General features: G+C 71.8%; 12 protein-coding genes. 3 read left to right on the top strand and 9 right to left on the bottom strand.

Going from position 1 to position 26,668, the window contains the following annotated elements:
• Nucleotides 1-120 precede the first annotated feature (120 nt).
• Complete coding sequence (locus tag FXO23_RS41085) at nucleotides 121-999, top strand: NAD(P)-dependent oxidoreductase (protein ID WP_158892639.1); 879 nt, start codon at nucleotides 121-123, stop codon at nucleotides 997-999.
• A 75-nt stretch (nucleotides 1,000-1,074) separates the two neighbouring features.
• On the opposite strand, the gene FXO23_RS41080 is transcribed toward FXO23_RS41085, so the two are convergent.
• Nucleotides 1,075-1,896, bottom strand: a complete 822-nt coding sequence (locus FXO23_RS41080; RefSeq protein WP_158892637.1) for a class I SAM-dependent methyltransferase — start codon at nucleotides 1,894-1,896, stop codon at nucleotides 1,075-1,077.
• A gap of 59 nt (nucleotides 1,897-1,955) precedes the next feature.
• Between FXO23_RS41080 and FXO23_RS41075 the strand changes: the two genes are divergently transcribed.
• Nucleotides 1,956-2,555: a TetR/AcrR family transcriptional regulator gene (locus FXO23_RS41075; protein WP_158892657.1), complete on the top strand. Its 600-nt coding sequence runs from the start codon at nucleotides 1,956-1,958 to the stop codon at nucleotides 2,553-2,555.
• Between the two features lie 30 nt (nucleotides 2,556-2,585).
• Here FXO23_RS41075 and argF read toward each other — a convergent pair whose 3' ends face one another.
• From argF to FXO23_RS41060, 3 genes are read right to left on the bottom strand one after another with little or no spacing between them, the layout of a single operon-like run.
• Entirely contained in the window at nucleotides 2,586-3,503 is a 918-nt protein-coding gene (argF, locus tag FXO23_RS41070; protein ID WP_158892635.1) for an ornithine carbamoyltransferase, read from the bottom strand.
• 45 nt (nucleotides 3,504-3,548) lie between these two features.
• Complete coding sequence (locus FXO23_RS41065) at nucleotides 3,549-4,859, bottom strand: ABC1 kinase family protein (RefSeq protein ID WP_158892634.1); 1,311 nt, start codon at nucleotides 4,857-4,859, stop codon at nucleotides 3,549-3,551.
• 56 nt (nucleotides 4,860-4,915) lie between these two features.
• Nucleotides 4,916-5,671, bottom strand: a complete 756-nt coding sequence (locus FXO23_RS41060) for an SDR family NAD(P)-dependent oxidoreductase (RefSeq protein ID WP_158892632.1) — start codon at nucleotides 5,669-5,671, stop codon at nucleotides 4,916-4,918.
• Between the two features lie 260 nt (nucleotides 5,672-5,931).
• Between FXO23_RS41060 and FXO23_RS41055 the strand changes: the two genes are divergently transcribed.
• On the top strand, nucleotides 5,932-8,265 hold the full coding sequence (locus FXO23_RS41055) for a M4 family metallopeptidase (RefSeq protein WP_246258328.1): 2,334 nt from the start codon (nucleotides 5,932-5,934) through the stop codon (nucleotides 8,263-8,265).
• Between the two features lie 143 nt (nucleotides 8,266-8,408).
• On the opposite strand, the gene FXO23_RS41050 is transcribed toward FXO23_RS41055, so the two are convergent.
• The 5 genes from FXO23_RS41050 to FXO23_RS41030 all read right to left on the bottom strand — a co-directional run bounded on the left by FXO23_RS41050 (nucleotide 8,409) and on the right by FXO23_RS41030 (nucleotide 26,659).
• Nucleotides 8,409-9,257, bottom strand: a complete 849-nt coding sequence (locus FXO23_RS41050) for an SDR family NAD(P)-dependent oxidoreductase (protein WP_158892630.1) — start codon at nucleotides 9,255-9,257, stop codon at nucleotides 8,409-8,411.
• A gap of 88 nt (nucleotides 9,258-9,345) precedes the next feature.
• The gene (locus tag FXO23_RS41045) at nucleotides 9,346-9,990 is read right to left on the bottom strand and encodes a lytic polysaccharide monooxygenase auxiliary activity family 9 protein (RefSeq protein ID WP_158892628.1); all 645 of its coding nucleotides are present in this window, start codon (nucleotides 9,988-9,990) and stop codon (nucleotides 9,346-9,348) included.
• Between the two features lie 108 nt (nucleotides 9,991-10,098).
• A complete protein-coding gene (locus FXO23_RS41040; RefSeq protein WP_158892653.1) occupies nucleotides 10,099-10,299 on the bottom strand; it encodes an MbtH family protein in 201 nt (66 codons plus the stop codon).
• A gap of 17 nt (nucleotides 10,300-10,316) precedes the next feature.
• On the bottom strand, nucleotides 10,317-11,555 hold the full coding sequence (locus FXO23_RS41035) for an MFS transporter (RefSeq protein ID WP_158892626.1): 1,239 nt from the start codon (nucleotides 11,553-11,555) through the stop codon (nucleotides 10,317-10,319).
• On the bottom strand, nucleotides 11,552-26,659 hold the full coding sequence (locus FXO23_RS41030; RefSeq protein WP_158892624.1) for a non-ribosomal peptide synthetase: 15,108 nt from the start codon (nucleotides 26,657-26,659) through the stop codon (nucleotides 11,552-11,554). The genes FXO23_RS41035 and FXO23_RS41030 overlap by 4 nt, the downstream gene beginning before the upstream one ends.
• Nucleotides 26,660-26,668 lie beyond the last annotated feature (9 nt).

Below are 26,668 nucleotides of genomic sequence, written 5' to 3'. Positions count from 1 at the left end.
ACACCGACAGCCCGTCGTGCGCGAACCCGCAGCGAACCGTGCGCGCCGGTCACCAGAGTGGACCACGACGGCGCGAAATCCGCGCCGCGAGGATCATCGAGTAGCGAGGAACGAAGAACCATGGGTGCGAAGAAGTCACCGGTGACCCTGATCGGTCTGGGCCCGATGGGGCAGGCGATGGTCACGGTCCTGCTCGGCAACGACCACCCGGTGACCGTGTGGAACCGCACGGCGAGCCGGGCGGACGGGGTCGTCGCGCAGGGCGCGGTCCGGGCGACCAGTCCGGCCGAAGCGGTCGCCGCGAGCGGGCTGGTGCTGCTCAGCCTGACCGACTACCAGGCGATGTACGACATCCTCGGCCAGGCCGAGGACGAACTGTCCGGCCGCGTGCTGGTCAACCTCAGCTCGGACACCCCGGCGAAGACCCGCGAGGCCGCCGCGTGGGCCGCCGAACGCGGCGCGACCTTCCTCACCGGAGGCGTCATGGTCCCGGCCCCGCTGGTGGGCCAGGAAGGCGCCTACGTGTTCTACAGCGGGCCGCGCGCGGCGTTCGACCAGCACCGCGACACGCTGGCCCTGATCGGGCGGCCGGACTACGTGGGCGAGGACCACGGCCTCGCGCAGCTGTTCTACCAGGCGCAGCTGGACATCTTCCTGACCTCCCTGTCGGCCTACCTGCACGCCACCGCGCTGGTGGGTTCGGCCGGGGTGTCGGCGAAGGAGTTCCTGCCCTGGGCGGCGTCGAACTTCGACGAGTTGGGGTCGTACCTGTCCGAAGCCGCGGAGGCGATCGACGCGGGCCGCCACCCCGGCGAACTGGCGACCGCGATCATGATGGGCGCGACCGCGGACCACATCGTCGGCGCCAGCCGCGACGCGGGCATCGACCAGGGCCTGCCCGAAGCGGTGCGCGCGCAGTACGACCGCGCGATCGCCGCCGGTCACGGCAAGGACAGCTGGACGAGCCTGATCGAGGTGATCAAGAAGCCGTCGGCGTAATCGGCACCCGGTACGGGGCGGACGACGTGCGAATGTCGTCCGCCCCGCCGTGTTGTCCGGGAACGCGCCGCCGGATCAGCTGGCGCCGGTTCGCGCCGCGGTGACGGCCACCGTGGTGAACCGCATCGTGAAGCCACCCCCGATCTCGTCGATCGCGGCTCCGACGGCCGCCAGCACCTCGGCCAGCTTGTCCGCCGGGAGCCGGGTGAGGCCGCCGGTCGTGGGCAGCAGGTCCAGCCACTCCTCCCGGGTGTAGGACCGCTCCCACTCGAATCGCCACCGTTCCGGCTCGCCGAACCCGCCCGCCTGGTGCATACCGTCGGCGGCCCTGGTGAGCATTGCCCGGTACTCGTCCATGCCCTGTTTGTTCCACTGGATCTTGAACGGCGAATCGGGCACCACGCGCTGGTAGACCGCGAAGAAGGCGTCCCGCACCTCGGCCGGGGGCTCGTACACGTGCCAGAACGAGGTCAGCGAACCGCCGGGTCGCAGCACCCGCGCCGCCTTGGCCGCGCCCGCGACCGGGTCCACCCAGTGCCAGGCCTGCCCGGAGACGACCGCGTCGAACGTCCGGCCGCCGGGTTCCCAGGTTTCGAAGGTCGCCACGTCGACCTGGATCCCGCTGCGCCGCGCGAAATCGGCCATCCGCGCGTCGGGTTCGACGCCCAGCACCGTGCAACCGGCCGCCTGGAACTGCCGGGCTTCGATACCGGTGCCGCAGCCGACGTCGAGGAAGTCGCGCCCGGGGCTGGTGGCGACGATCCGGTCCACCAGCGCGTCGGGATAGCGGGGCCGGGCGCGGTCGTAGCGTTCGGCGTCCGTGCCGAAGGATTCCGCGACCTGGCGTTGTTGATGAAGCTCGCGTTCGGAAGGATGTTCCTGAGGTAGCGTGGGCACTTGCCCACCATAGTGGGCATCTGCCCACTCGACAACGGGTACGGAAGGGGTGAGGCGTGGTGGCAACCGGGGTGGCCATCCGCGATGTGCGCGAACAGCTCTTCGACGCCGCCGAGCGGGTCCTCCTGCGGGACGGGCCGAGCGCGCTGACCAGCCGCGCGGTCACCACCGAGGCGGGCTGCGCCAAGGGTGTGCTGCACCGGCACTTCGCGGACTTCGACGCCTTCCTCGCCGAACTCGTGTACGACCGCGTCAACCGGATCGACCTGCAGGCCGTCGCCCTGCACGCGTCCGCCGGAACCGGCACCGTCACCGGCAATCTCGCGGACGGGCTCACCACCCTGTTCGGCTCGGTCGCGGTCGCGATCGTCGCCCTGGTCACCTTCCGCGACGAGTTGCGCGCCCGGCTGCGCGAGACCTGGCCGGTCGGCGTGCCGCTCCTGGCGGAAGCCGCGACCATGATCGGCTCCTACCTCACCGCGGAGCGCGAACTGGGCCGCATCGCGGCGGACGCCGACATCGACGCGCTCGCGCCCACCCTGATCGGGGCCGGGCACCTGCTGTTCGCCGACCGGAAGGGCACCCCGCCGGAACCCGGCGCGGTGCGCAAGATGGTGACCACGGTCATCTCCGGTGTCCTGCGCGAACCACAACGCTGAACCCGAACCCGAACCGATCGCCGTCCGCGGTCACGCCGACAGCAGGTGGTGCAGCACCGCCTGGGCGACCGGCTGCCGGTTGGCGGCCTGCCGGAACACCACCGACCGCGGACCGTCGATCACCTCGGCGGTCACCTCCTCGCCGCGGTGTGCCGGAAGGCAGTGCAGGAAGACCGCTTCCGGCAACGCCAGCCCCAGCAGCGCGTCGTCCACCCGGTACGGCGTCAGCGCGGCTCTCCGGGCCGCGGCCTCCTCCGGCGGGTCGCCCATGGACAGCCACACGTCGGTGTACACCGCACTGGCTCCGCGGACCGCCTCGGCCGGATCACCGGTCCGCACGACCGCGGTGCCCTGGGACGCGGCGATCCGCTCGGCGGCCCGGATGCCGTCCGCGTCCGGCGGGTACGCCTCCGGTGTCGCCAGTGCGATGTCCACTTCGGACAGTGCGGCGGCCTGCGCCAGGCTGACGGCCACATTGGTGCCCGCGCCGACGTAGGCGATCCGGCGGCCGCGCGGATCCGGGAACAACTGCCGCAGCGTGAACAGATCGGTCAGGCTCTGCAGCGGGTGGTGGCCGTCGGTGCACGCGTTGATCACCGGAATCGTGGCCGCGGCCGCGAAGCGCGCGAGTTCCGTATCCGAGGAGGTGCGGATGACCAGAGCGGCCAGGTAGCCGGAAAGCACCCGGGCGGTGTCCTCGATGGTTTCCCCGCGGCCGAGTTGCAGATCGTTCGGCGACAGCGTGGTGGTGGTTCCGCCCAGCCGCACCACCGCGGCTTCGGTGGACACCCGCGTCCGGGTCGACGGATTGGTGAAATGCAGGCCCACCAAGCGGTTTCGCAGCAGATCCGGATCGCGCACGGGATCCTCGGCGAAGCGGGCGGTCAATTCCATCAGATCGGCGAAGCCGGCGGGGGTCAGTTCCGCCGTGGTGAGCAGATCCTGCACGGATGCCTCCAGGTGTGGTCGCCTACCCAGCCAACCACGGCGCCGCTATTCCCGGAATCCGTTGAGCCGCTCCTGGAAGATTCCCCGCATGGCGACCTCCGCTTCGAGCTGGCACAGGATCGCCGCCGAACTCCCGGTGGCGCGCAGCAGCATCAGGTGCTGCGGCGGCAGGTTGATCGATCGGCTGATGGTGAACTCGGGCCGCCGGATGTCGCCCATCCGCTCGGCCTGCGCCCGTAACCAGTCCCGCGTGAAGTGGAACGTCTCCTCCTGGATCGGGGTGACCAGCGGCGCGAGGTAGCGGAGCACGTCCTCGGCCCGCACGTCGATCCCCGGCTGGACGAAGTTCTCCTCGCGCAACAGGTCGAGCAGTTCGCCGGGCCGCCCGTCCACCGCCAGCCGGAGGATGCGGCCGAGCGTCCACGGCACCCCGCCGGGCATCCGGCCGACCGCGCCGAAATCGAGCACGCCGAGGCGGCCGTCGCCGAGCAGCAGGTAGTTGCCCGGATGCGGATCCACGTGCAGCCGCTCGACCCGGTCCGCGGAGGAATAGTGGAAATCGGCGAACAGCCAGGCGAACCGGTCGCGGGTCCGCTGGTCCCCGGACGCGATGACCTTGGCCAGCGGCGTGCCGATCACCCACTCCATCACCAGCACCTTCGGCGCGCTGGCCAGGACGCGGGGCACGAAGACGTGCGGATCGTCCCGGAAACCCGCCGCGAAGGCGCGCTGGTGGTCGGCCTCGGCGCGGTAGTCGAGTTCCTCGATCATCCGGTCGGTCAGCTCGGCCACCAGCGGTTTGACCGCCACCGCGGGCATCAGCGGCTGGACGATCCGGCTGAAACGGCGCAACTGGCGCAAATCGGCCAGCAACGCCTCCTTCGCCCCCGGGTACTGCACCTTGACCGCCACCTCGCGGCCGTCGTGCCAGATCGCGCGGTGCACCTGCCCGATGCTGGCCGCGGCGGCCGGGGTGTCGTCGAATTCGGCGAACCGCTTCCGCCAGGACGCGCCGAGCTGTTCGGTGAGCACCGCGTGCACCGCGTCGGCCGGCATCGGCGGCGCCTCGGCCTGCAGTTTGGTCAGCGCCTCGCGGTAGGGCGCGGCCAGCTCGTCGGGCACCGCGGCCTCGAAGACGCTCAGCGCCTGCCCGAGTTTCATCGCCCCGCCCTTGAGCTGGCCGAGCACCTCGAAGATCTGCTCGGCGGCGCGGGCGGCCAGTTCGGCGTTGATCTCCTCGGCCGTGCCGCCGGCCATGCGCCGCGCCCAGCCACCGACCGCCCGTCCGGCCATGCCCAGCGGCACGCTCGCGAGCATGGCCGTACGCCGCCCGGCCCGGCGTGGTATGTCGTCCATCAAGCGATCATCGCACACGGAACTACTCGTCAGTTGGTTTCGGGTACGGCTCGCGTTCAGCCGCTCATACCGCCGTCCACGACGAGCGTGCTGCCGGTGGTGAAACTGCTCTGCGCCGAGGCGAGGTAGAGCAGCGAGCGGGCGATCTCGGTCGGCGCCGCATGCCGTCCGAGCGGGATCTGCCGGTCGAAGAAGGCGGTCGCGTCGGTGCCGAGCACCTTGCCGAGGCGGTCTTCCAAACCGTGCTGGAATCCGTTGTCCACCGGCCCGGGGTGCAGGGTGTTGACCCGGATCCCGCGTTCCGCCGCCTCCTTGGCCACCGACCGCATCAACCCGATCTGCGCGTGTTTCGCGGTGATGTAGGCAGAAACCCCCGGATCGCCGCGCAGCCCGGCGACGCTGGACACGATGATCACGCTGCCACCGTCGTGCATCGTCCGCAGCCCGTGCTTGCAGGTGAGGAACGCACCGCGCACGTGCACCCGGTACACGCGGTCGAACTCGTCGGCCGGGTATTCGGTCACCGGGGCGATCGTGCCGGTGATCCCGGCGTTGGCGAGCACCACGTCGACCCCGCCCCAGCGGTTCCGTGCCGCGTCGAAGCACGCCGCGATCTGCTCCTCGTCGGCCGCGTCGGCGACCTGCCACCCGGCCCGATCCGCGCCGAGTTCGGCGACCGCCGACCGCAGCGCGGTTTCGTCGAGATCGGCCAGCATCACCCGCGCGCCTTCGGCGACGAACAACCGCGCGGCGGCGAGTCCGATGCTGCCCGCTCCCCCGGTGATCACGCAGACCTTGCCGTCCAGTTCCATGCCGGAAGCGTGGCATCGCGCGGCGACGGCCGTCGCGCCGCGCTTTCACTCACCGGAACGCCGGGGCCATAACCCGTTTGATCGCGTACGCATAAGAAACAGAACTGGTCCAGACCATTGCGGCCGAACGGCGCATTGACGGCGCATCCCGCCCGGTTTTAACTCAAATGCGCCAAAGGAAATAACTTTGGTTAACCCCACTGGACACGACCCCGAAATGACTCGTTTGTCCAGTCCACCCTGCACCCCGGAGTACGACCGTGCGAACCAGACCCCTGCTCAGCTTGGCCGCGGCCGCCTTGACCGGCCTGGCCGTCCTGGTCGCGCTTCCCGCGTCCGCACAAGGGACGCCGCAGCCGCGACCGACACCCGACCCCCTGACCCTCGCGACGAAAGCGGCCGATCTGGCCGCCTCCGCGGGTTACGACGAACTCCGCCGTGGCCCGGACGACCAGTACCAGCGCGTCAGCGTGACGCCTGGCGGCGGCGGACTGTTCTACGCCGCCTACGAACGCACCTACCGCGGCCTCCCGGTCATCGGCGGGGACGCGGTGGTGGTCACCGACGCCCATGGCAAGGTCCGGGACACCACCGCCGCCACGCCCGCGCCGATCAGCGTGGACACCGCGGCCGCCGTCCCCGCCGAACGGGCCGCCGCCACCGCCCGCGCCCAACTATCCACAGTGGACAGCAGTACCACCCCGGCACTGGTCGTCCTTTCCCGGGACGCCCAGCGGCTGGCCTACGAGGTGGTGGTCACCGGAGCCAACGGCGACACCCCGAGCAGGTTGCACGTGTTCGTCGACGCGCACACCGGCGCGGTCCTGGAGACCAGTGACGAGGTCCGCGCGGGCACCGGGAGCGGCTTCCACTACAAGTCGGTGCAGCTCGACACCACGGCCACCGGTGGGCAGTTCTCGATGACCGACTCCAAGCGGCCCGGGATCAGCTGCGGACCGTTGTCGCCCAAGCGGGTCTTCACCGGCGCGGACGACAGCTGGGGCAACGGAACCGCGTCCGATCTGGAAACCGGCTGCGTCGACGTGCTCTTCGGCGCGGCCAAGGAATGGGACATGCTGCGCGACTGGGTGGGCCGCAACGGCATCAACGGTCAGGGCCGCGGTTTCCCCGGCTGGGTCGGCCTCAACCAGGTCAACGCGTTCTGGACCGGCTCCGAAGCGCAGTTCGGCCGGGTGACCAACGGGCCCCAGCTGACCAGCATCGACGTCGTCGCGCACGAGTACGGGCACGCGATCTTCCAGACCACGCCCGGTGGCGCGGGTTCGGGCAACGAGAACGGCGGCCTGAACGAGTCCACCGGCGACATCTTCGGCGCGGTCACCGAGGCCTACGCCAACAGCCCGGACGATCCGCCGGACTACGAGGTGGGCGAGAAGATCACCGGGTTCGGCCCGATCCGGATCATGTACGACCCGTCCCGGAAGAACGACCCCAACTGCTACTCCTCCTCCATCCCGAACACCGAGGTGCACAAGGCGGCGGGTCCGCAGAACCACTGGTTCTACCTGCTCGCCGAGGGCACCAGCCCGGGCGGCGGCAAGCCGAACAGCCCGACCTGCAACAACTCCTCGATCACCGGCATCGGCGTCCAGAAGGCCGCGAAGATCTTCTACAACGGCCTGCTGAAGAAGACCTCCGGCTGGAACCACAAGGCCGCCCGCAAGGCGACCCTGGAAGCCGCGCTGGCCCTGTTCCCGAACAGCTGCACGGAGTTCAACACCACCAAGGCCGCGTGGGACGCGATCAGCGTGACGACCGCGCCGGGTGAACCGACCACGTGCACGGCGACCGCCGATTTCGAACTGACGGTCACCCCGGCGAGCGGGCGGGTCGAACCCGGCCAGACCGCGACGACCACCGTGGCCACCCGCACCACGCAAGGCAGCCCGCAGCAGGTGACCTTCACCGCGACCGGCCTGCCCGCGGGTGCGAAGGCCACGTTCACTCCGGCCTCGGTCACCTCCGACGCCTCGGCCACCCTCGCCGTCACCACCGCGGCGGACACGCCGACCGGGAACTACCCGATCACCATCACCGGTGACGGCGCGAGTGCCGACCACACCGTGCAGTACACGCTGACGGTGGGCGCCAGCCAGGGCAACGACTTCTCGATCTCGTTGAACCCGGCGTCGGTGACCGTGCGACCGGGCGCGTCCGTCCAGGTCAGCGTCGGCACCCAGATCACCGGAGGCGTCGCCCAGCCGGTGGCGCTCAGCGCCGCGAAACTCCCCGCGGGGACGACCGCGACGTTCGAACCGGCGACCATCGAATCGGGTGGTTCGGCGACGCTGACCATCGCCACGACCGCGGAGGCCCCGCCCGGTGCGAGCCAGGTGGTCATCCGCGGCGACGGCGCCGACATCGACCACGACGTGCTGCTCTCCCTGACCATCGAGGACAGCACCCCGCCGACCTGTGACGGGATCCCGGCCTGGGACGCCGCCGCTCCTTACGCACCGGACGACGTGGTGTCGCACAACGGTCACAAGTGGACGGCCACGTACTGGTCGACCGGCGCCGAACCGGGCGACCCCCGCTCGTGGGCCGTCTGGCGCGACGACGGCGCCTGCTAACCGAATAGCCCGCCCCCGCCCGAACGTGGAACTCGCCGACCCCCACCGAGTTCCACGTTCGGGCAAGCGAGTTACCCACTCCCGCACGCGAATTACACGTTCAGGCAAGCGAGTTACACGTTGGGGCAGGCGAGTCGCACGTTCTACAGCCGCCAGCGTTCGCCGGGGGTGGGTTCGAGGGCGTCGCCGAGATCCTCGTCGAAGGCCGCGGCGATGTCGGCGACGTCCCAACTGTCCCTTCGCAGCACCGGTTCCTTGACCGCGGGCTGGCGCACGACGAGCATGCGGTCGCCGACGAACCGGATGAGCTGGCCGGTGATCCCCGCGGAGAGATCGCTGAGCAGGTACGTCACCAGCGGCGCGATCCGGTCGGGCGTGTGCTCCGGCGAGCAGATCTGGTGCGCCCGCGGATCGGCCTCCATCATCGGGGTCCACGCCAGCGGGCACACCGCGTTGACCCGGATCCCGTGGTCGGCGAGGTCCGCCGCCCAGGACGCCGTCATCGACGCGACCGCTCCCTTGGACGCCGAATAGGCGGCGCTCCCCCGTTGCCCCAGCATCGCGCCGGACGCGACGTTCACGACGACCCCGCCGGTGCGCGCGTGCATCGCCTTGACCGCCGCGATTCCGCAGTACATCGACCCGAGCACGTTGACTTCGATCAGCTCGCGCAACCGGCCGGGATCGTCCTCCCACGGAAACGCGTGGTAGTTCACCGCCGCGTTGTTCACCAGCCCGTCCAGGGCGCCGAATTCCGCGAAACACCGCTCGACGAGCGCGTCGGCCTGCCCGGGATCGGTCACCGAACCGGCGTTCGCGACCGCCCGGCCGCCGCTTTCCCGGATCTCGGCGGCGACCGCTCCGGCCGATTCCACCGCCACATCGTTGACCACCACCGCGGCCCCGGAACCCGCCGCATGCACCGCATACGCCCGGCCCAGGCCGCGGCCCGCACCGGTGATCACCACCGCTTTGCCGTCCAGAACGCCCATCAGCCCAGTCTGGGGCAGGAAGCGGCCGCGCCCGGCGCGCCGGTCGGCGAGAGGTCGACCGGCAGCGCCGAGCGGATGTCCGGATGACTCAGCCGCCGAACACGACGTCCGAACAGGAGTAGAACGCTTCGCCGCTGTCCGGCTTGTGCCGCTGCCAGATCGCGTAGACGAGGTGCCGCCCCTGCTTCGCCGGGAGTTGCGCGTTCAGCACGTAGTTGCCGCCCGAGGTCGGCGGGTTGAGCTTCGAATAGAAGGGCTTGTCCTCCAGATCCGACCACTTCAGCGGCTTCGTCGGGTCGTAGCCGTCCCGGGTCAGGTAGAGCTCGAACGTGCCGGGATGCGGCGCGGTGTACTTGTAGCGGAGGGTGTAGCTGCCGCCGCTGGGGAAGTTGGTCGCCTTCCAGTCGGCACGGGGCAGATCGAAGCCCTTGTACTTGTCGCGCCCGGCGCTGCACAGCTTGCCGTCCGGGATGATCTCGCGGTGCCGCCCGTCGGCATTGGGCTGGTTCACCTCGTCCCAGTCGTAGACGGGCCAGCTGTCGCCGACCTGGACGGCCGCTTTGCACGCGGCGGACTGCGGATTCTCCGGACCTTCTTGCAGGCAGTTGTAGATCCGGCTGACCGGGTTCCCCATCGAACCGTGGGCGGACGCGGAACCGACCGGGAGGGTGGTGAGCAGGAGCGGCAGCGCGCAGAGGACGCTGACCACGCCCGCCCTTCGTAGCAGGGTCATCGTCGTCTCCTTCTGACGACTGGCGAATGAGCGGAGTGGACCAAACCCAGTGTCAGTGGTCTAGTCCACTCCGCGCTACGCCGGTACGCCATCAGGCAGCGTTATGCCTCATCCCTCGGCGGCCATGCGTTCCCGGAGGCTGCGCGGGCGCATATCGGTCCACACCTGGTCGACGTAGTCCACGCACTCCTGCTTGCCGCCCTCCTTGCCGACCGCGCGCCAGCCGGCCGGAACCTCCTTGTCCGCGGGCCACAGCGAGTACTGCTCCTCGTCGTTCACCAGAACCTGGAACCTGCCGTTCTCGTCCATCCGCTCGAGCTCCTTCCTCATCGGGGTGAATCCATCGCGGCCGGAGATTCGGCCGAGATCTGGCGGGGAAAACTCCGCATGGTGCGGTTCAGCGTGACCACCACGGTCACCGCCGCGATGGCCCCGGCGCACACCAGGACGGCGTCGCTCCCGGGCAGCGCGTCGACGAGCCAGCCGCCGAACGCCGGTCCCGCCGCACCGGCGACCCCGGCGACCACGGCCATCACCGCGCTCAACCGGCCGCGCAGGTCGTCCGGGGTGATCAGCAACTGGTAGGCGTTGATCGTGGTGTTCGCCGCCGGGGGAAGCAGCGCCATCGCCGCGAACAGCGCCCCCAGCAGGTAACCGTTGGGCAGGAGCACCGCGATCGGGGTCAGCGCGGTCAGCGCCCAGAACACCCCGGCGATCAGCACGTACGGGCTGATCCGGCGGTGCAGGGCGGGGGCGGCCAGCGCCCCCAGGATGCCGCCCGCACCGAGCATGGCCGCCATGACGCCGATCTCGCCCGGCGGCACGCCGCGTTCGGCGGCCAGCATGATGATCACCAGGTAGTACGCGCTGAAGAAGAAGTTCAGGACCACCACGCACAACGTCGTGACCCGCAGGGGCGGCTGGTGCCACACCCACCGCAGCCCGGCCAGTATCTCGCGGCCGAGGTGCCGGACCGGCCGCGGCTCCACGGGACGTGGCGGCACCCGCACGAACACCAGTCCGGCGAACGCGAGCAGGTGGGTGCACGCGTCGAAGACGAACGGCACCATCCGGCCGATCGCGAACAGGAACCCGCCCAGCGCGGTGCCGGAAAGCTGCCCCGCGTAGCCGCGAGCGGCGTTCATCGCCACCGCGGCCGGCACCTGCTCGGCGGTCACCAGGCGCGGCAGGCACGCTTCCTCCGCCGGTTCGAACAGCGCCCGGCACACGCCCATCACCAAGGCCACCGCGACCAGCAGCGGCACCGTGGCCACCCGCTGCCACAGGGCGACGGCGAGCCCGGCCACCGCGGCGGCCTGCACCGCCTCGCACCAGAGCATGACCTTCTTCCGGTTCCAGCGATCCACCAATGCCCCGGCGGGCAGTCCGGCGATCAGCTGTGCCGCGGCGACCACGCCGAGCACCAGCCCGGACGCCGCCGGCGATCCGGTGAGCGCGAGGACCAGCAGCGGGAACGCGATCATCGCGGTGTGGAACCCGGATTCCGACAACGCCTGCCCCATCCACAGCAGGCGGTAGTCCCGGTTGCGCGCCAGCGAGCTCATCGCGCCCTCCCCCGGCAGTCCCGCGCGATACTTTCCAGCGCGGCGGCGAACCCGCGCGCCAGACGGTCCACAGTGGACACCGAGTGCCGGTCCGGCCGGTGGTACCAGGTGAACTCCATCCGTCCGCCCTGGACCGAACCCACCACCTCGAGCGAATGCGCGCCCGGGTCGGCGGGATCGTGCTCCCGTCCGATCGGCGGCAGGGACGCCCGGTACAGGCCGTCGCCGCCGGTCGTGCCGTCGAACTGGCCGAGGTAGTTGAAGCTGATGCGCGGGGCCTCCGGCGGGACGGCGAGCCGCGCTCCGGTCTCCGGACCGGCGAGGTAGCGCAGCGCGCCGTAACCGAACCCGTTGCCCGGTACGGCTCGCATCCGGCGGCGCACCGCGCGGACCAGTCCCGCCCAGTCCGGTTCGCCGCCGGGCACCTGGAGCACGACCGGGAAGATCGTGGTGAACCAGCCGACCGTGCGGGTCAGGTCGACGCCGTCGAAGATCTCCTCGCGGCCGTGCCCTTCCAGATCGATCGCCACCTCGGAGCGTCCGGTCCACTCGCGCAGCGTCCAGGCGAGCGCGGCGAGCAGCACGTCGTTGATCCGGGTGCGGTAGACGCTGGGTGCCAGGCGCAGCAACGCCTCGGTGTCCGCCGCGGTCAGCGGCACCGAACGGGGCTCGGCCGCGCCCCCCGCGTCGCGGTCGCACGGCAGCGCGCCCGCCTGCGCGGCCTCCGCCCAGTGCGCGATCTCGTGGTCGAGCCCGCCCCCGGCGACGTGCTCGACCAGCCGGTGCGCCCAGTCGCGGAACGAGGTGGTCTTGGGCCCGAGGTCCACCGGCTCGCCGTCGCGGAGTTGCCGGTAGGCCCGGTCGAGATCCTCCAGCAGGATCCGCCAGGACACGCCGTCGACCACCAGGTGGTGCGCCACCAGGAACAGCCGCGGCGCCCGGCCCCCGCCGAGGTCGAACAGCGCGGCCCGCAGCAACGGCCCGCTTTCCAGGACGAATCCGGCGTGCGCCTCGTCGGCGCGGTCGGCCATCGCGGCGCGCTGCCCGGCTTCGTCCAAAGCAGACAGATCGTGCCGGGTGAGCGGGTTCGCGGGGGCCACCGGCGCGTTGTGCTGGCGCCAGCCGCCGTCGGCCCGCTCGAACCGCAACCGCAGGGCGTCGTGGTGGGCCACCAGCGCGTCCAGCGCCCGGCGCAGGATCCGTTCGTCCGGTTCCTCGCTCAGTTCGAGCAGGACCGACTGGTTGAAATGGTGCGGGGCCGCCGGATGGTGCTCGAAGAACCAGTGCTGGACGGGGGTCAGCGGCACCGGCCCGGTCACCGGTTCCGCGCCGGTGCCGGTGGCCACGGCCTCGGTGACCACGGTCGCGAGTTCGGCGACGGTCTGGTGCCGGAACAGATCCTTGGCGGTCATCGCCAGCCCGGACTGGCGCACCCGGTGCACCACCTGGATGGTCAGGATGGAATCACCGCCGAGGTCGAAGAAGTTGTCCCGCGCGCCGACCCGGTCGACGCCGAGCACCTCGGCCCAGATGGCCGCGAGGCGGAGTTCGAGCGGCCCTTCCGGTGCGACGAACCGCGTGCCGGGGTCCGGTTCGGCGGTCACCGGCGGCAGCGCCCGCCGGTTGATCTTGCCGCTCGGGCCGACCGGCAGCGCGGAGAGCACCGCGAACGCCGAGGGCACCAGATGATCCGGCAGCGATCGGCCGAGGAACTCCCGCAGCTCGGCGGCCGTCGGCGCGGCGGAACCGGCGGCCGGGACGAGGTAACCGACCAGGCGCTGCCGCCCCGGCTCGCCCTGGGCCGCGGCCACCGCTTCGGCGACGCGCGGATGCCGCGAGAGCGCCGATTCGACCTCGCCGAGTTCGATTCGGAAGCCCCGGATCTTCACCTGCTCGTCGGCGCGTCCGAGGTACTCCAGCTCCCCGTCTCCACGCCACCGGGCCACGTCCCCGGTCCGGTACAGCCGGGAACCCGGCGGGCCGAACGGATCGGCGACGAACCGGCTCGCGGTGAGGCCGGGCCGGTGCAGGTACCCGCGGGCCAGCCCGCGCCCGCCGACGTACAGCTCACCGGGAACGCCGGTGGGCGCCGGGCGCAGCGAACCGTCCAGCACGTAGACCCGGGTGTTCCAGATCGGCCGCCCGATCGGCGGAGCGCCGCCGGGCTCGAGCGGCGCGCTCCAGGTGGCGACCACGGTCGACTCGGTGGGGCCGTAGGCGTTGATCATCCGGCGGCCCGGGGCCCACCGCGCGACGAGTTCCGGCGGGCAGGCTTCCCCACCCACCACCAGGGTGCGCAGCTCCGGCAGCGCCCGATCGGCGGGGAGCGTGCCGAGCGCGGCCGGTGGGAGGAACGCGTGCGTCACGCGGTGCCGGGCGAGCGTGTCGGCGAGCTGGGCGCCCAGCAGCGGTCCCGGCGGGGGCACCACGAGCGCGGCCCCGTTCGGCAGGGACAGGCCCAGTTCCAGGATCGACGCGTCGAAACTGGGCGAGGAGAACGCGAGCGCGCGATCGCCGGGCGACACCGCGAACCGGTCCGCTTCGGCGGCGGAGAAGTTCGCCAGCCCGGTATGGGTGACCACCACGCCCTTCGGCCGCCCGGTGGACCCCGAGGTGTAGATGACGTAGGCGGGGTGGTCGGGGCGCAGCGGCGCGATCCGGTCTTCGTCGGTCACCGGTTCGCCCGGCAACGAATCCGCGGTGGACACCAGCGACTCGAGGTCGAGCACCGGGAAGTCCACCCCCGCACCGGTACCGGCGATCGCCAGCACCGGCCGGGCGTCTTCGAGCATGTACGAAACCCGTTCCGCCGGGTAGGCCGGATCGACCGGCAGGAAGGCCGCGCCCGCCTTGAGCACCGCGAGTTCGGCGACGATCAGCTCCGGCGAGCGGGGCAGGACGAGCGCGACGATCCGCTCCGGACCCGCGCCGTGCCGGATCAGCAGCCGGGCCAGCCGGTTCGCGCGCGCGTCCAGTTCGGCGAACGTGCACGGCCCGGTTTCGGTGTGCAGCGCCGGTGCTTCCGGAGTCCGGGCGACCTGGGCTTCGAACCACGCGCCGAACGGCACCAGCGGGGTGTCCCGGCCGGTCGCGTTGTGCTCGACGAGCAGCCGCTCGCCTTCCGCTCGCGGCAGCACCGGCAGCGCGGCCACCGGCCGGCCGGGGTCGCCGGCGATCCCGCGCAGCAGGACGTCGAGCCAGCCGGTCATCCGCTCGATGGTGGCCGCGTCGAACAGGCCGGTGTTGTAGTTGACCGCGCCGAGCAGCCGCCCGTCCCGTTCCTCGAACTGGATGAGCAGGTCGAAGTTCGCGGTCACCAGCGGGGGCGCGAGTTCCTCGGCGGCCAGTCCGGGGAAGGCGGGCGCCGATTCGGGCGCGTTCTGCAACGCGACCGCGGTCTGGAACAGCGGGGTCCGGCTCGCGTCGCGCACCGGCTGCACCGCGTCCACCACCCGTTCGAACGGAACGTCCTGGTGCGCGAAGGCCTCCAGCACCGTCGTGCGCGCCTCGCCGAGGAACTCGCGGAACGTCCGCGAACCGTCCACTGTGGAGCGCAGCACCAGGGTGTTGACGAAGAACCCGATCAGGCCGTCGAGTTCGGCGCGTTCGCGGCCGGAGGTCACGGTGCCGACCGCGATGTCGTCCTGCCCGGACCAGCGGGCCAGCAGCACCTGGCAGGCCGCGACCAGGGTCAGGAACAGCGTGCCGTCGTGCCGCCTGGCCAGTTCCTTCAGCCGTGCGGTGACCTCGGCGGGCACCTCGAACTCCTGCCACGCGCCTTCCGTGGTGCGCACCGGGGGCCGGGGCCGATCGGTGGGCAGCTCCAGCGGCGGCACCCCGGCGAGCCGCTCGCGCCAGTACTCGAGTTGCTCGTCGAGGGTGTCCAGTTCTCGTTGCCAGACCGCGTAGTCCGCGTACTGGATCGGCAAACCGGGCAGCTCGGCGCCCGCGTACAGTTCGCCGAGTTCGCGCACCAGCACGCCACTGGACCAGCCGTCGGTGACGATGTGGTGCAGCACCAGGCTGAGCACGTGCTCGCCGGGTGACAGGCGGAAGAGCCGGGCGCGCAGCAGCGGACCGCGGCGCAGATCGAACGGCCGCCGGAGTTCTTCCGCCAGCGCCTCGTGCAGGGCGGTTTCCGCGAGATCCGACACCGGGAGCCGCACCTCGTACGGGGTCCCGATGCGCTGCACCGGTGTGCCGTCCACCGCGTCGAACGTGGTGCGCAGGGACTCGTGCCGGGCCACCAGCGCGGTCAGCGCCCGCCGCAACGCGGTCACGTCCAGCTCGCCGCGCAACCGCAACGCCGTCGGCGATATGTACTCGGTGCTGTCCGGCTCGAATTCGTGCAGGAACCACAACCGCTGCTGCGCGAACGACAGCGGCAGCCCGTCCGCCCGCGGCACCACGGGAATGGCGCGTTCGGCCGCCGAACCGGGTAGTTCGGCCGCGAGCCGCGCGGGCGTCGGCGCGGTGAACAGGCTGCGCGCGGAAAGGTCCGCCCCGAGCACCGCGCGGATGCGGGAGACCACGCGGATGGCCTGGATCGAATCGCCGCCGAGTTCGAAGAAGTTGTCCTCGACCCCGACCCGGTCGACGCCGAGCACCTCGGCCCAGATCTCGACGAGCGCCGCCTCGGCCGGGGTGCGCGCGGCGACGTACACCGTCTCCAGTTCCGGCCGCCCGGCCGGGGCGGGCAGCGCCTGCCGATCGAGTTTGCCGTTGCGGGTCAACGGCATCCGCTCGAGCGCGACGAACGCCGAGGGCACCAGGTGTTCCGGGAGCCGCCGGGCGAGCCAGGCGCGCAGGTCCCCCACCGCGGGCGCGGGTGTCCGCGCGGGGACGAAATAGGCGACCAGGCGGGCGAGCCCGGACTGGTCCTCGCGGGCGAGCACCACGGTCTCGGCGATCGCGGGATGCGCGAGCAGCGCGGTTTCGACCTCACCGGGTTCGATCCGGAAGCCCCGGATCTTCACCTGCTCGTCGGCCCGGCCGAGGTACTCCAGCAGCCCGTCGGCGGTCCACCGCACCCGGTCCCCGGTCCGGTACATCCGGGATCCCGGTTCGCCGAACGGGTTCGCCGGGAACCGGTCAGCGGTGAGCCCCGGGCGTTTCCAGTAACCCCGGGCCGTCTGCGGCCCCGCCAGGTACAGCTCACCCGGCACCCCGACCGGTACCGGCGACAGCTGGTCGTCGAGCACGTAGGCCCGCACGTTCCCCAACGGCCTGCCGATCACCGGGCGATCGGTCTCGCCCAGGCGGCAGAACGTGGCGTCGACCGTGCATTCGGTGGGCCCGTAGTAGTTGTAGACCGTCGTACCCTCGACCTCGGCCAGCTCGGCCCACATCGCCGCGTCGATCGCTTCCCCGCCCAGCATCAACGCCCGCGGGCGGTGGGCACCGCTCAGCAGCCCCGCGGGCAGCAACTGCCGGACGTAAGTCGGCGTGAGATCCAGGAAATCGATCCGGTTCCGCCGTGCGTAATCCACCAAAGCGGCCGGGTTCAACCGGACCTCGTCCTCGAGCACGTGCAACTCGTGGCCGTCCAGCATCAGCAGCACGCCCTCCCACGACGTGTCGAAGGAGAACGCCGCCGTCACCGCCACCCGCAGCCGGTCCCCACCGGCGAAGACCGCGCGGTGATTGGCGAGCAGGTTCGGCAGGCTCCGGTGCTCGACCGCGACCCCCTTGGGCCGCCCGGTCGAACCCGAGGTGTAGATCAGGTACGCGGTATCCGTCCCCTGTGGACGGTGTGCCAGGTTCGCCGCGGAGAACGATCCCGACTCGGCGAACACCGAGGGGTCGTCCAGCACCACCACCGGATCGGCGTCGCGCACCAGGAACTCCACCCGCTCGGCCGGAAGATCCGGATCCACCGGCACATAGACCGCACCCGACTTCAACACCGCCAGGACCGCCACCACCAGCTCGGCCGAACGCGGCAACCGCACCACCACCGTCCGCTCCGGACCAGCCCCTTGCGCCACCAGGTAGCGCGCCAGCCGGTTCGCCCGCGCGTTGACCTCGCCGCGGCTGAGCACCGCGTCCCCGCACACCAGGGCCGTTCGCTCCGGCTCGCGGGCCGCGGCGGCCTCGAAGGCCTCCTGCGGCAGCGCTTCCGGTACGGCGAGTTCGGCCCCGGCCCACTCCCCCAGCACCCGGTCGCGTTCGAGCGCGTCCAGCATCGGCACCCGCGCGGGCGAACGATCCGGGTTCCGCGCGATCTCGGTGAGCAGCGTCCACAGGTGGTCGGCCATGCGCCGCACGGTCGTCCGGTCGAACAGCCGCGGGTCGTAGGCGAGTTCCAGGCCGAGCCGGTCGTGGAGGTACGCCGTGAGCGTCAACGGGAAGTTGGTGGTCTCCAGCGACCGCACCTCGCGCACACCGATCCCGTGCCCGGCTCCCGCCGCGTCGTCGATCGGGTAGTTCTCGAACACCACCGCGCTGTCGAACAGGTTCGTCCCGGCGGGCAGATCGCTCCACGAACGCAACTGGGCCAGCGAAACGAAGTCGAACCGGCGCGCGTCGGTCTGCTCGGCCTGGGTTCGGCGCAGCCAGGCGACCAGGCCCTGGTCCGGCCGTATCCGGATCCGGGTCGGCACGGTGTTGATGAACATGCCGATCATCGATTCCACCCCGGGCAGTTCCGCGGGGCGCCCGGCGACCGTGGTGCCGAAGAGCACGTCCCGCTCCCCGCTGTACCGGGACAGCAGCAGCGCCCAGGCGCCCTGCACCACGGTGTGCACGGTCAGCCCGTTCCGCTTGGCCGTGCGGTGCAGCAGCCGAGAATCCTCCGGCGGCAGTTCGAGCAGCACCGATTCGTCCGATTCGGTGCGGTGCGCCTCCACCGGTCGCCGGTCGTACGGCAACGGCGTCGGCGCGGCGAACCCGTCCAGCACCCCGCGCCAGTGCTTCTCGGCCGCGCCCTGGTCCTGGTCGCGCAGCCAGCGCAGGTAGTCGCGGAACGGGCGCCGGGACACCAGTTCCGGGCGACGCCCGTGCACGATGGCCGCGTACTGCTCGCAGACCTCGCCGAACACCTGCGCGGTGCTCCACCCGTCCAGCAGAACGTGGTGCGAGGTCCACACCAGCTGAACCTCGTCGCCGGGCAGCTCGGCGATCCGCAGCCGCAGCAACGGGGGCACGGCCAGGTCCATCCCGGCGGCCAGATCCGCCGCGAGCACCCGCTCCAGCTCGGCTTTCCGGTCCTCTTCGGACAGTGCACGCCAGTCGTGGTACTCGACCGGGACGGTGACCCGGCGGTGCACCACCTGCAACGGTTCGTCCACGTCCTGCCAGACCATGCGGCTGCGCAGGATCGGGGTCCGGTCGACCACGCGCTGCCAGGCGGCGCCCAGTGCCTTCGGCTCGCGCACCCCGGTCAGCCGGAGCTGGAACTGGTCGAAGTAGGCGGTCGACTCGACGCCCACGAGATGGTGGAACAGCATCCCGGCCTGCAGCGGGGTCAGCGGGTACACGTCCTCCACCGCGCGGCCGTCGCCGACCAGCCGGTCGACGCCCGCCTGGTCCAGTCCGGCGAGCGGGAAGTCCGACGGGGTGCGGCCGCCCGCGTCCGGGCGGGCGCAGTGCGCGACGATCTCCCGCAGTGCCCGCACGAACTCCTCGGCGAGTTCGCGCACGGTCGATTCGCGGTGGACCTGGTTCGAGTACTGCCAGGACAGCACCAGTTCGCCGCCTTCGACCACGCCGATCACGTCGAGCAGGTGGCTGCGCAGGCTCCCGGGCGCGGCGTCCTGGCCGAGTTCGGCGTGCCGGTCGCGGAACAGCCCGCGACCGGAGGCCAGGTCCCACTGCCCGTGGTAGTTGAACGAGATCCGGGGTGCCGGGTCGTCCCGCAGCGCGGTGGCCGGGGAGTCCTCCTGGCTGAGATAACGCAGGGCGTCGTAGCCGAGTCCCTGATGCGGCACCGCGCGCAGCTGTTCCTTGACCGATTTCAGGATCTCGCCCCAGCCGGTGGCCGGATCGATGGTCACCGCGACCGGGTACTGCGCGGTGAACCAGCCGATCGTGCGGGAGAGGTCAACCCGGGTGAGCAGGTCGTCGCGGCCGTGCCCTTCCATGGTGATCAGCACTCGGTCCCGCCCGGTCCAGCGGGTGAGCACGCGGCCGAGGGCGCTGAGCAGCACGTCGTTGATCCGTGTGCGGTAGGTCGCCGGGACCTGCTGGAGCAGCGCCTCGGTTTCGGTTCGGCCGAGCCGCGCCGAGACCGTGCGGGCGGATTCGACGGTGTTCGGCCCGCCGAGATCGGTCGGCAGGTCCGCCGCCGCCCCGGCGAACACGGTGGTCCAGTACCCCAGGTCGGCGTCCAGACCACCCGAGCGGACGTGCTCGGTGAGCAGGCGCGCCCATTCGCCGAATCCGGTGCCGACCGGTTCCAGCCGTGCGGAGAGCCCGGCGACGGCCTGCCGGTAGGCGATTTCCAGGTCCCCGAGCAGGATCCGCCAGGACACCCCGTCCATGACCAGGTGGTGCGCGGTGACGAAGAGCTGGGCGGGCCGGTCCTCGCCGAAGGTGAACAGCAGGAACCGCACCAGCGGTCCGTCGGTCAGGTGCAGCGACGACTGGGCCGCCACCACGGCGTCCCGGATCGCGGCGTCCGGATCGTCCACTTCGGACAGATCGCATCGCCGGAACAGGCCGGGCGGTTCGCCCGGAACGACCTCCTGGCACCACGTTCCATCGGCCCGGGTGAACCGGGTGCGCAGGGTCTCGTGGTGCGCGACCACGGCCCGCGCCGCCGTGGCGAGCGCGGCCGCGTCCGCCTCCGGCGCCAGGCCGAGGTGCACGGACATGGTGAAGTGGTGCGGATCCGCGCCGTGCCCGGGCACCTCGTGCTCGAGGAACCAGTGCTGGATCGGGGCCAGCGGTGCGGGCCCGGTGAACCGCGGCCGGGTTTCGGGTTCGGGCGCGACCCTGGCCTGGACGACCGTGGCCAGTTCGGCGACGGTCTGGTGCAGGAAGATGTCCTTGGCGGTCAGCGAAAGCCCGGCCTGTCGAGCGCGGGCGACCACCTGGATGGACAGGATCGAGTCGCCGCCAAGGCCGAAGAAGTTGTCCTCGACGCCGACTCGTTCGACACCCAGGGCCGCCGACCAGATCCGGGTCAGTTCGGCTTCGGTGTCCGTGCGGGGCGGCACGTACCGGGTCGCCAGTTCCGCGCGGCCCTCCGGGGCGGGCAGCAGCCGGTGGTCCAGCTTTCCGTTGCGGGTCACCGGCAACGCGTCCAGCGCGACGAACGCCGCGGGGATCAGGTGGGCGGGCAGCGTCCGGGCGAGGAACGCGCGCAGCGCCTCGGCATCGGGGGCCGGGACGCCCGGGGCGGGCACCAGGTAGGCCACCAGCCGGTGCGTTCCGGGCTGGTCCTCGCGCGCGATCACCGCCACCTCGCTCACGTCCGGATGCGCGGCGAGCGCCGCCTCGACCTCGCCCGGTTCGATCCGGAAGCCCCGGATCTTCACCTGGTCGTCGGCGCGGCCGAGGTAGACGAGCACGCCGTCGGCGCGCCGCCGCACCAGGTCACCGGTGCGGTACAACCGCGAACCCGGATCGTCGAACGGGTTCGCGAGGAACCGTTCCGCGGTCAGCCCGGGCCGGTTCAGGTACCCGCGGGCCAGACCGGCGCCGGCGACGTACAACTCGCCGGGTACGCCGATCGGCACCGGCCGCAGCGCCTCGTCCAGCACGTACAGCCGGGTGTTCCACACCGGGCCGCCGATCGGCACCGGTCCCGGGGGCAGCGGATCACCGGGGTCGATCCGGTGGGCGGCGCACCCGACCGTGGCCTCGGTCGGACCGTACTCGTTGATCACCGCCGCCGCCGGATGCGCGCTCCGCCACCCGGCGAGCGCGGCGCCGACCAGCTGCTCGCCGCCGAGCACCAGGTCGCCCCCGGCGGACAGTTCATCGGGGGCCGCGTTCAGCAGGGGCAGGTGGCTCGGGGTGGCCTTGACGAAGGTGGCCGACGCCCCGGCACGATCGGCCAGTTCCTCGACCGGCCGGATCGCGCCGCCGGTCAGCAGCGGCCCGAACAGCGTGGTCACCGTCAGGTCGAACGCGGCCGAGGAGTGCAGCACCGCGGATGTCGCCAGCCCGGGGTAGGTGTGCGCGGCCCAGCCCAGGTAGTTCAGCGCCGCGCGGTGGCTGACCACCACCCCCTTCGGGCGCCCGGTGGAGCCCGAGGTGTACACGACATACGCGGGATGGTCCGGGCAGAGCGCGCGATCCGCGGGAGCGGAATCCGGCACCTCGCCGGTGTCCCGCACCGCCGCGGCGGTGTCGAGCACCGCCACCGGGCGCGCGTCACCGAGCACGAGATCGATCCGCTCGCGCGGGTAGTCCGGATCGATCGGCACGTAGGCGGCCCCCGCCTTGAGCACCGCGAGCACGGCGACGAGCAGTTCCGGCGAACGCGGCAGGACGACCGCGACCGTGCGCTCGGGTCCGGCCCCCAGCCGGATCAGCTTGTGCGCCAACCGGTTCGCCCACCGGTCCAACTCCGCGTAGGACAGCGGCGCCCCCCTCTCGGGAAGTACCGCGGCCGCCGCCGGGGTCCGCTCCACCTGCGCCCGCAGGGCTTCCGGCAAGGACATTCCGGCCAGCGGATGGTCCGTGCGGTTCCAATCGCGCACCAGGCGCCGCCGCTCACCACCGGTCAGCCAGGGCAGGCGGGCGACCGGCCGGTCCGGGTCCTCGGCGATCCCGGCGAGCAGCACCCGCAGCCAGCCGGTCATCCGCTCGATGGTGGCCGCGTCGAACAGATCGGTGTTGTAGTTCACCACCCCGTCCAGCCCGCCCGCGTGCTCCTGGAACTGGATCATCAGGTCGAAGTTCGCGGTCACCACCGGAAGCGGGAGTTCCTCGACCGCCAGGCCGGGCAGGGACGGGGGCTCACCTGGGGTGTTCTGCAGCACCACCATGACCTGCGCGAGCGGGGTCCGGCTGGTGTCGCGGTCCGGGCTCAGTTCGTCCACCACCTGGTCGAACGGCACGTCCTGGGCGGCGAAGGCGTCCAGGACCAGGTCCCGCACCTCGTCGAGGAACTCGCCGAAGCCGCGACGACCGTCCACTGTGGAGCGCAGGACCAGGGTGTTGACGAAGAACCCGATCAGCCCCTCCAGTTCGGTCCGCTCGCGGCCGGAGACCACGGTGCCGACCGCGATGTCGTCCTGCCCGGACCAGCGGGCCAGCAGCACCTGGCAGGCCGCGATCAGCGGCGGGAACAGAGTGGTGTCCCGCTGCCGCGCGAGGTCGCGGAGCCGGTCGGTGACCTCGGCGGGAATGCGGAACTCGTGCAAGGCGCCGTTACGTGTCCGCACCGCGGGCCGGGGCCGGTCGGTCGGCAGTTCCAGCGGCGGGACCCCGTCCAGCTGGGCCCGCCAGTAGTCCAGGGCGGCGGAAGCGGGGCGGTCGCGTTGCCAGCCCGCGTAGTCCGCGTACTGGATCGGCAAACCGGGCAGCTCGGCGCCCGCGTAGAGCGCGCCGAGTTCGCGCAGCAGCACGCCGGTGGACCAGCCGTCGGTGACGATGTGGTGCACCACGATTACGAGCACGTGCTCGTCGGGTGCCAGCCGGACCAGCACGACCCGCAGCAGCGGCCCGCGGCGCAGGTCGAAGGGCGTGGCGGCGTGCGACCGCAGCAGTTCGGCCAGTGCCGCCTCGCGGTCCTCCGCGGACTGTTCGCGGAGGTCGATCCGGGGCAGCGGGACCTCGGCGGGAGCGTGCACGAACTGCACCCCCCGGCCGTCCACCGAATCGAAGGTGGTCCGCAGCGACTCGTGCCGGGCCACCAGCGCGGTCAGCGCCCGCCGCAACGCGGTCACGTCCAGCTCACCACGCAACCGCAACGCCGTCGGCGACACATACTCGGTGCTGTCCGGCTCGAACATGTGCAGGAACCACAACCGCTGCTGCGCGAACGACAACGGCAGTGCCCGGCCGCGGGGCAGCACCGGAATGGGCCGGTACTCCGCGCGGGTGTCCGCGGGCAGCGCCGCGGCGAGCCGGGCGGGTGTCGGCGCGGTGAACAGCGTGCGCACGGAAAGCTCGACGCCGAGCACGGCCCGCAGGCGGGACAGCACCCGGATGCCCAGGATCGAATCGCCGCCCAGATCGAAGAAGTTGTCCTCGACGCCGACCCGCTCCAGGCCGAGCACCTCGGCCCAGACCTCGGTGACGATCCGCTCCGGCTCGTCGCGCGGCGCGACGTAGGCCGCCACACCGGACCAGTCGGGCGCGGGGAGCGCGCGGCGGTCGAGTTTGCCGTGCGGGGTCAGCGGGAGGCGATCGATCCGGACGAACGCGGCCGGGACCAGGTAGCCGGGCAGCGTCCGGCCGAGCGCCGCGCGCAGTTCGGCCGCTTCCGAGGTGCCGGTGAAGTACGCGACCAGCCGATCCTCGCGGACGAGTACCGCCGCCTCGGTCACCCCGGGGTGTTCGAGCAGCGCCGCCTCGATCTCGCCGGGTTCGACCCGGAAGCCCCGGATCTTCACCTGCTCGTCGATCCGCCCGAGGTACTCGAGCGTCCCGCCGACCCAGCGGACCAGGTCACCCGTGCGGTACAGGCGGGATCCCGGTTCCCCGAACGGGTTCGCCGGGAACCGGTCGGCGGTGAGTCCCGGGCGTTTCCAGTAACCCCGGGCCGTCTGCGGCCCCGCCAGGCACAGCTCACCGGGTACGCCCGGGGGCACCAGGTTCAGTTCGTCGTCCAGGACGTACGCCCGCAAGTTCGCCAACGGCCGCCCGATCACCGGCCGCTCGGTCTCGCCGACCCGGCAGCACACCGCGTCCACCGTGCATTCGGTGGGCCCGTAGTAGTTGTAGACCGCCGTGCCCTCGACCCCGGCCAGTTCCCGCCACAGCGCCTCGCCGATCGCTTCCCCGCCGAGCATCAACGCCCGCGGGCGATGGTCCCCGCTCAGCAGCCCCGCGGGCAGCAACTGCCGGAGATAAGTCGGCGTGAGGTCCAGGAAGTCGATTCGCTCCCGGGCCACGTAATCCACCAGCGCGGCCGGGTTCAACCGGACCTCGTCCTCGAGCACGTGCAACTCGTGGCCGTCAGCCAGCAGCACCAGTCCTTCCCACGACGTGTCGAAGGAGAACGCCGCGGTCACCGCGGCCCGCAGCCGTCCGCCGCCCGCGAATCCGGTGCGGTGGTCGGCCAGCAGGTTGACCAGGCTCCGGTGTTCGACCGCGACCCCCTTGGGCCGCCCGGTCGAACCCGAGGTGTAGATCAGGTACGCGGTGTCCGTCCCTTGTGGACCGTGCGCCGAGTTGGCCGGGGAGAACGTTCCCGGATCCGTTGTTTCGTCCAGCACCACCACCGGATCGGCGTCCCGCACCAGGAATTCCACCCGCTCGGCCGGAAGATCCGGATCCACCGGCACGTACACCGCACCCGACTTCAGCACCGCGAGGATCGTCGTCACCAGCTCGGCCGAACGCGGCAACCGCACCACCACCGCCCGCTCCGGCCCCGCGCCCCGCGCCACCAGGTACCGGGCGAGCCGGTTCGCTCGCGCGTTCAGTTCCGCGTAGGTGAGTTCGGTGTCCCCGCACACCACGGCGGTGCGGTCCGGGTACCGGGCCGCGGTCGCCTCGAACACCGCGGGCAGGGTGGTGTCCGGCACCTCCAGCGCGGCGCCGGTTCCCGCGGCGAGCAGTCGCCGCCGCTCCCCCGCGCTCAGCAGGGGCAGCCGCCCCACCGGGGTGTCGGGCCACTCCGCGATTCCCGCCAGCAGCACTCCGAGCCGCCCGGCCAGGCGTTCGATGGTTTCCGGGTCGAACAGATCGGTGCGGTACTCGACGAGCCCGGTCAGCCCGCCGTCCCGTTCGGCGAACTCGACGGTGAGGTCGAAATTCGCCGAATGCCGCGCGATCTCGACCTCCTCGGCGCGCAGGCCGCCGAAGGAGCCCGCCCCCGAGGGGCCGCTGTGCAGCAGCACCATGATGTCGAACAGCGGGTGGCGGCTCGGGTCCCGATCGGCGTGCACGGCGTCGACCAGCCGCTCGAACGGCACCTCGTCGTGGGCGAAGGCGTCGAGGACGGTTCGCTTCACCTCGCCGAGGAACTCCCGGAAACCCCGGTGGTGGTCCACAGTGGACCGAAGCACGACGGTGTTGACGAAGAAGCCGACCATCCGGTCCAGTTCGGGGCGGTTGCGGCCGGAAACCACGGTGCCCACGGTGACGTCCCGCCGCCGCGCGTACCGGGCGAAGAGCACCTGGCAGGCGGCGAGCAGCACGGTGAACAGCGTGGTCTCCCGATCCCGGGCCAGCTCGCCGAGCGCCGCGGCCGTCCCGGCCGGGACGGCGAACTCGTGGACCGCCCCGGCCGTCGACCGCTCCGGCGGGCGGGGGCGGTCCGTCGGCAGATCGAAGGGTTCCCGCCCGGCCAGCGCCTCCCGCCAGAAGCCGAGCTGTTCGTCCACCGCGGTCAGCCGCTCGCGCTGCCACACCGCGAAATCGGCGTACTGCAAGCCGGGCTCCGGCAACGCGGCAACGGCGCCGCGCACCGCCGCGTCGTAGAGCGCACCGAGTTCCTCGGTCAGCACCCCCATCGACCAGCCGTCGGTCGCGATGTGGTGCACGCTCACCAGCAGCACGTGCTCCTGGGGCCCCAGCCGCGCCACCAGCACCCGCACCACCGGACCGCGCTTCAGGTCGAACGGCCGCGCGTACTCCTCGTCCAGCACGCGGTCCAGTTCCTCCGGTCGCACGTCGACGACGAGCACCGGCACCTCGCCGGGCGGCTGGATGACCTGCACCGCCTCGCCGTCGACCTCGTCGAAGGTGGTCCGCAACGCCTCGTGCCGGGCGACCAGCGCACGCAGCGCCGCGGCCAGCGCGTCCAGGTCGAGCGGTCCGAGCAGGCGGAACGCGAGCGCGCTGTTGTACTCCGGGTCCCCCGGCCGCAACCGGTCGAGGAACCACAACCGCTGCTGCGCGAACGACAACGGCAGCGGCCGGGAACGGTCGGCGGACGGGATCGTGTCGGCCCGTCCGGCACGCCCGGCCAGTCGCCGACGCAGCTGTTCCCGGAGTTCTGCGGGCAGCGCGGACACGCGGTGCTGTTTCGAGGAAGTCATCGCTGTTCC

This window comes from Amycolatopsis anabasis (assembly GCF_009765355.1).
Classification (GTDB): domain Bacteria; phylum Actinomycetota; class Actinomycetes; order Mycobacteriales; family Pseudonocardiaceae; genus Amycolatopsis; species Amycolatopsis anabasis.
This window is presented reverse-complemented; position numbering and strand designations above follow the sequence as displayed.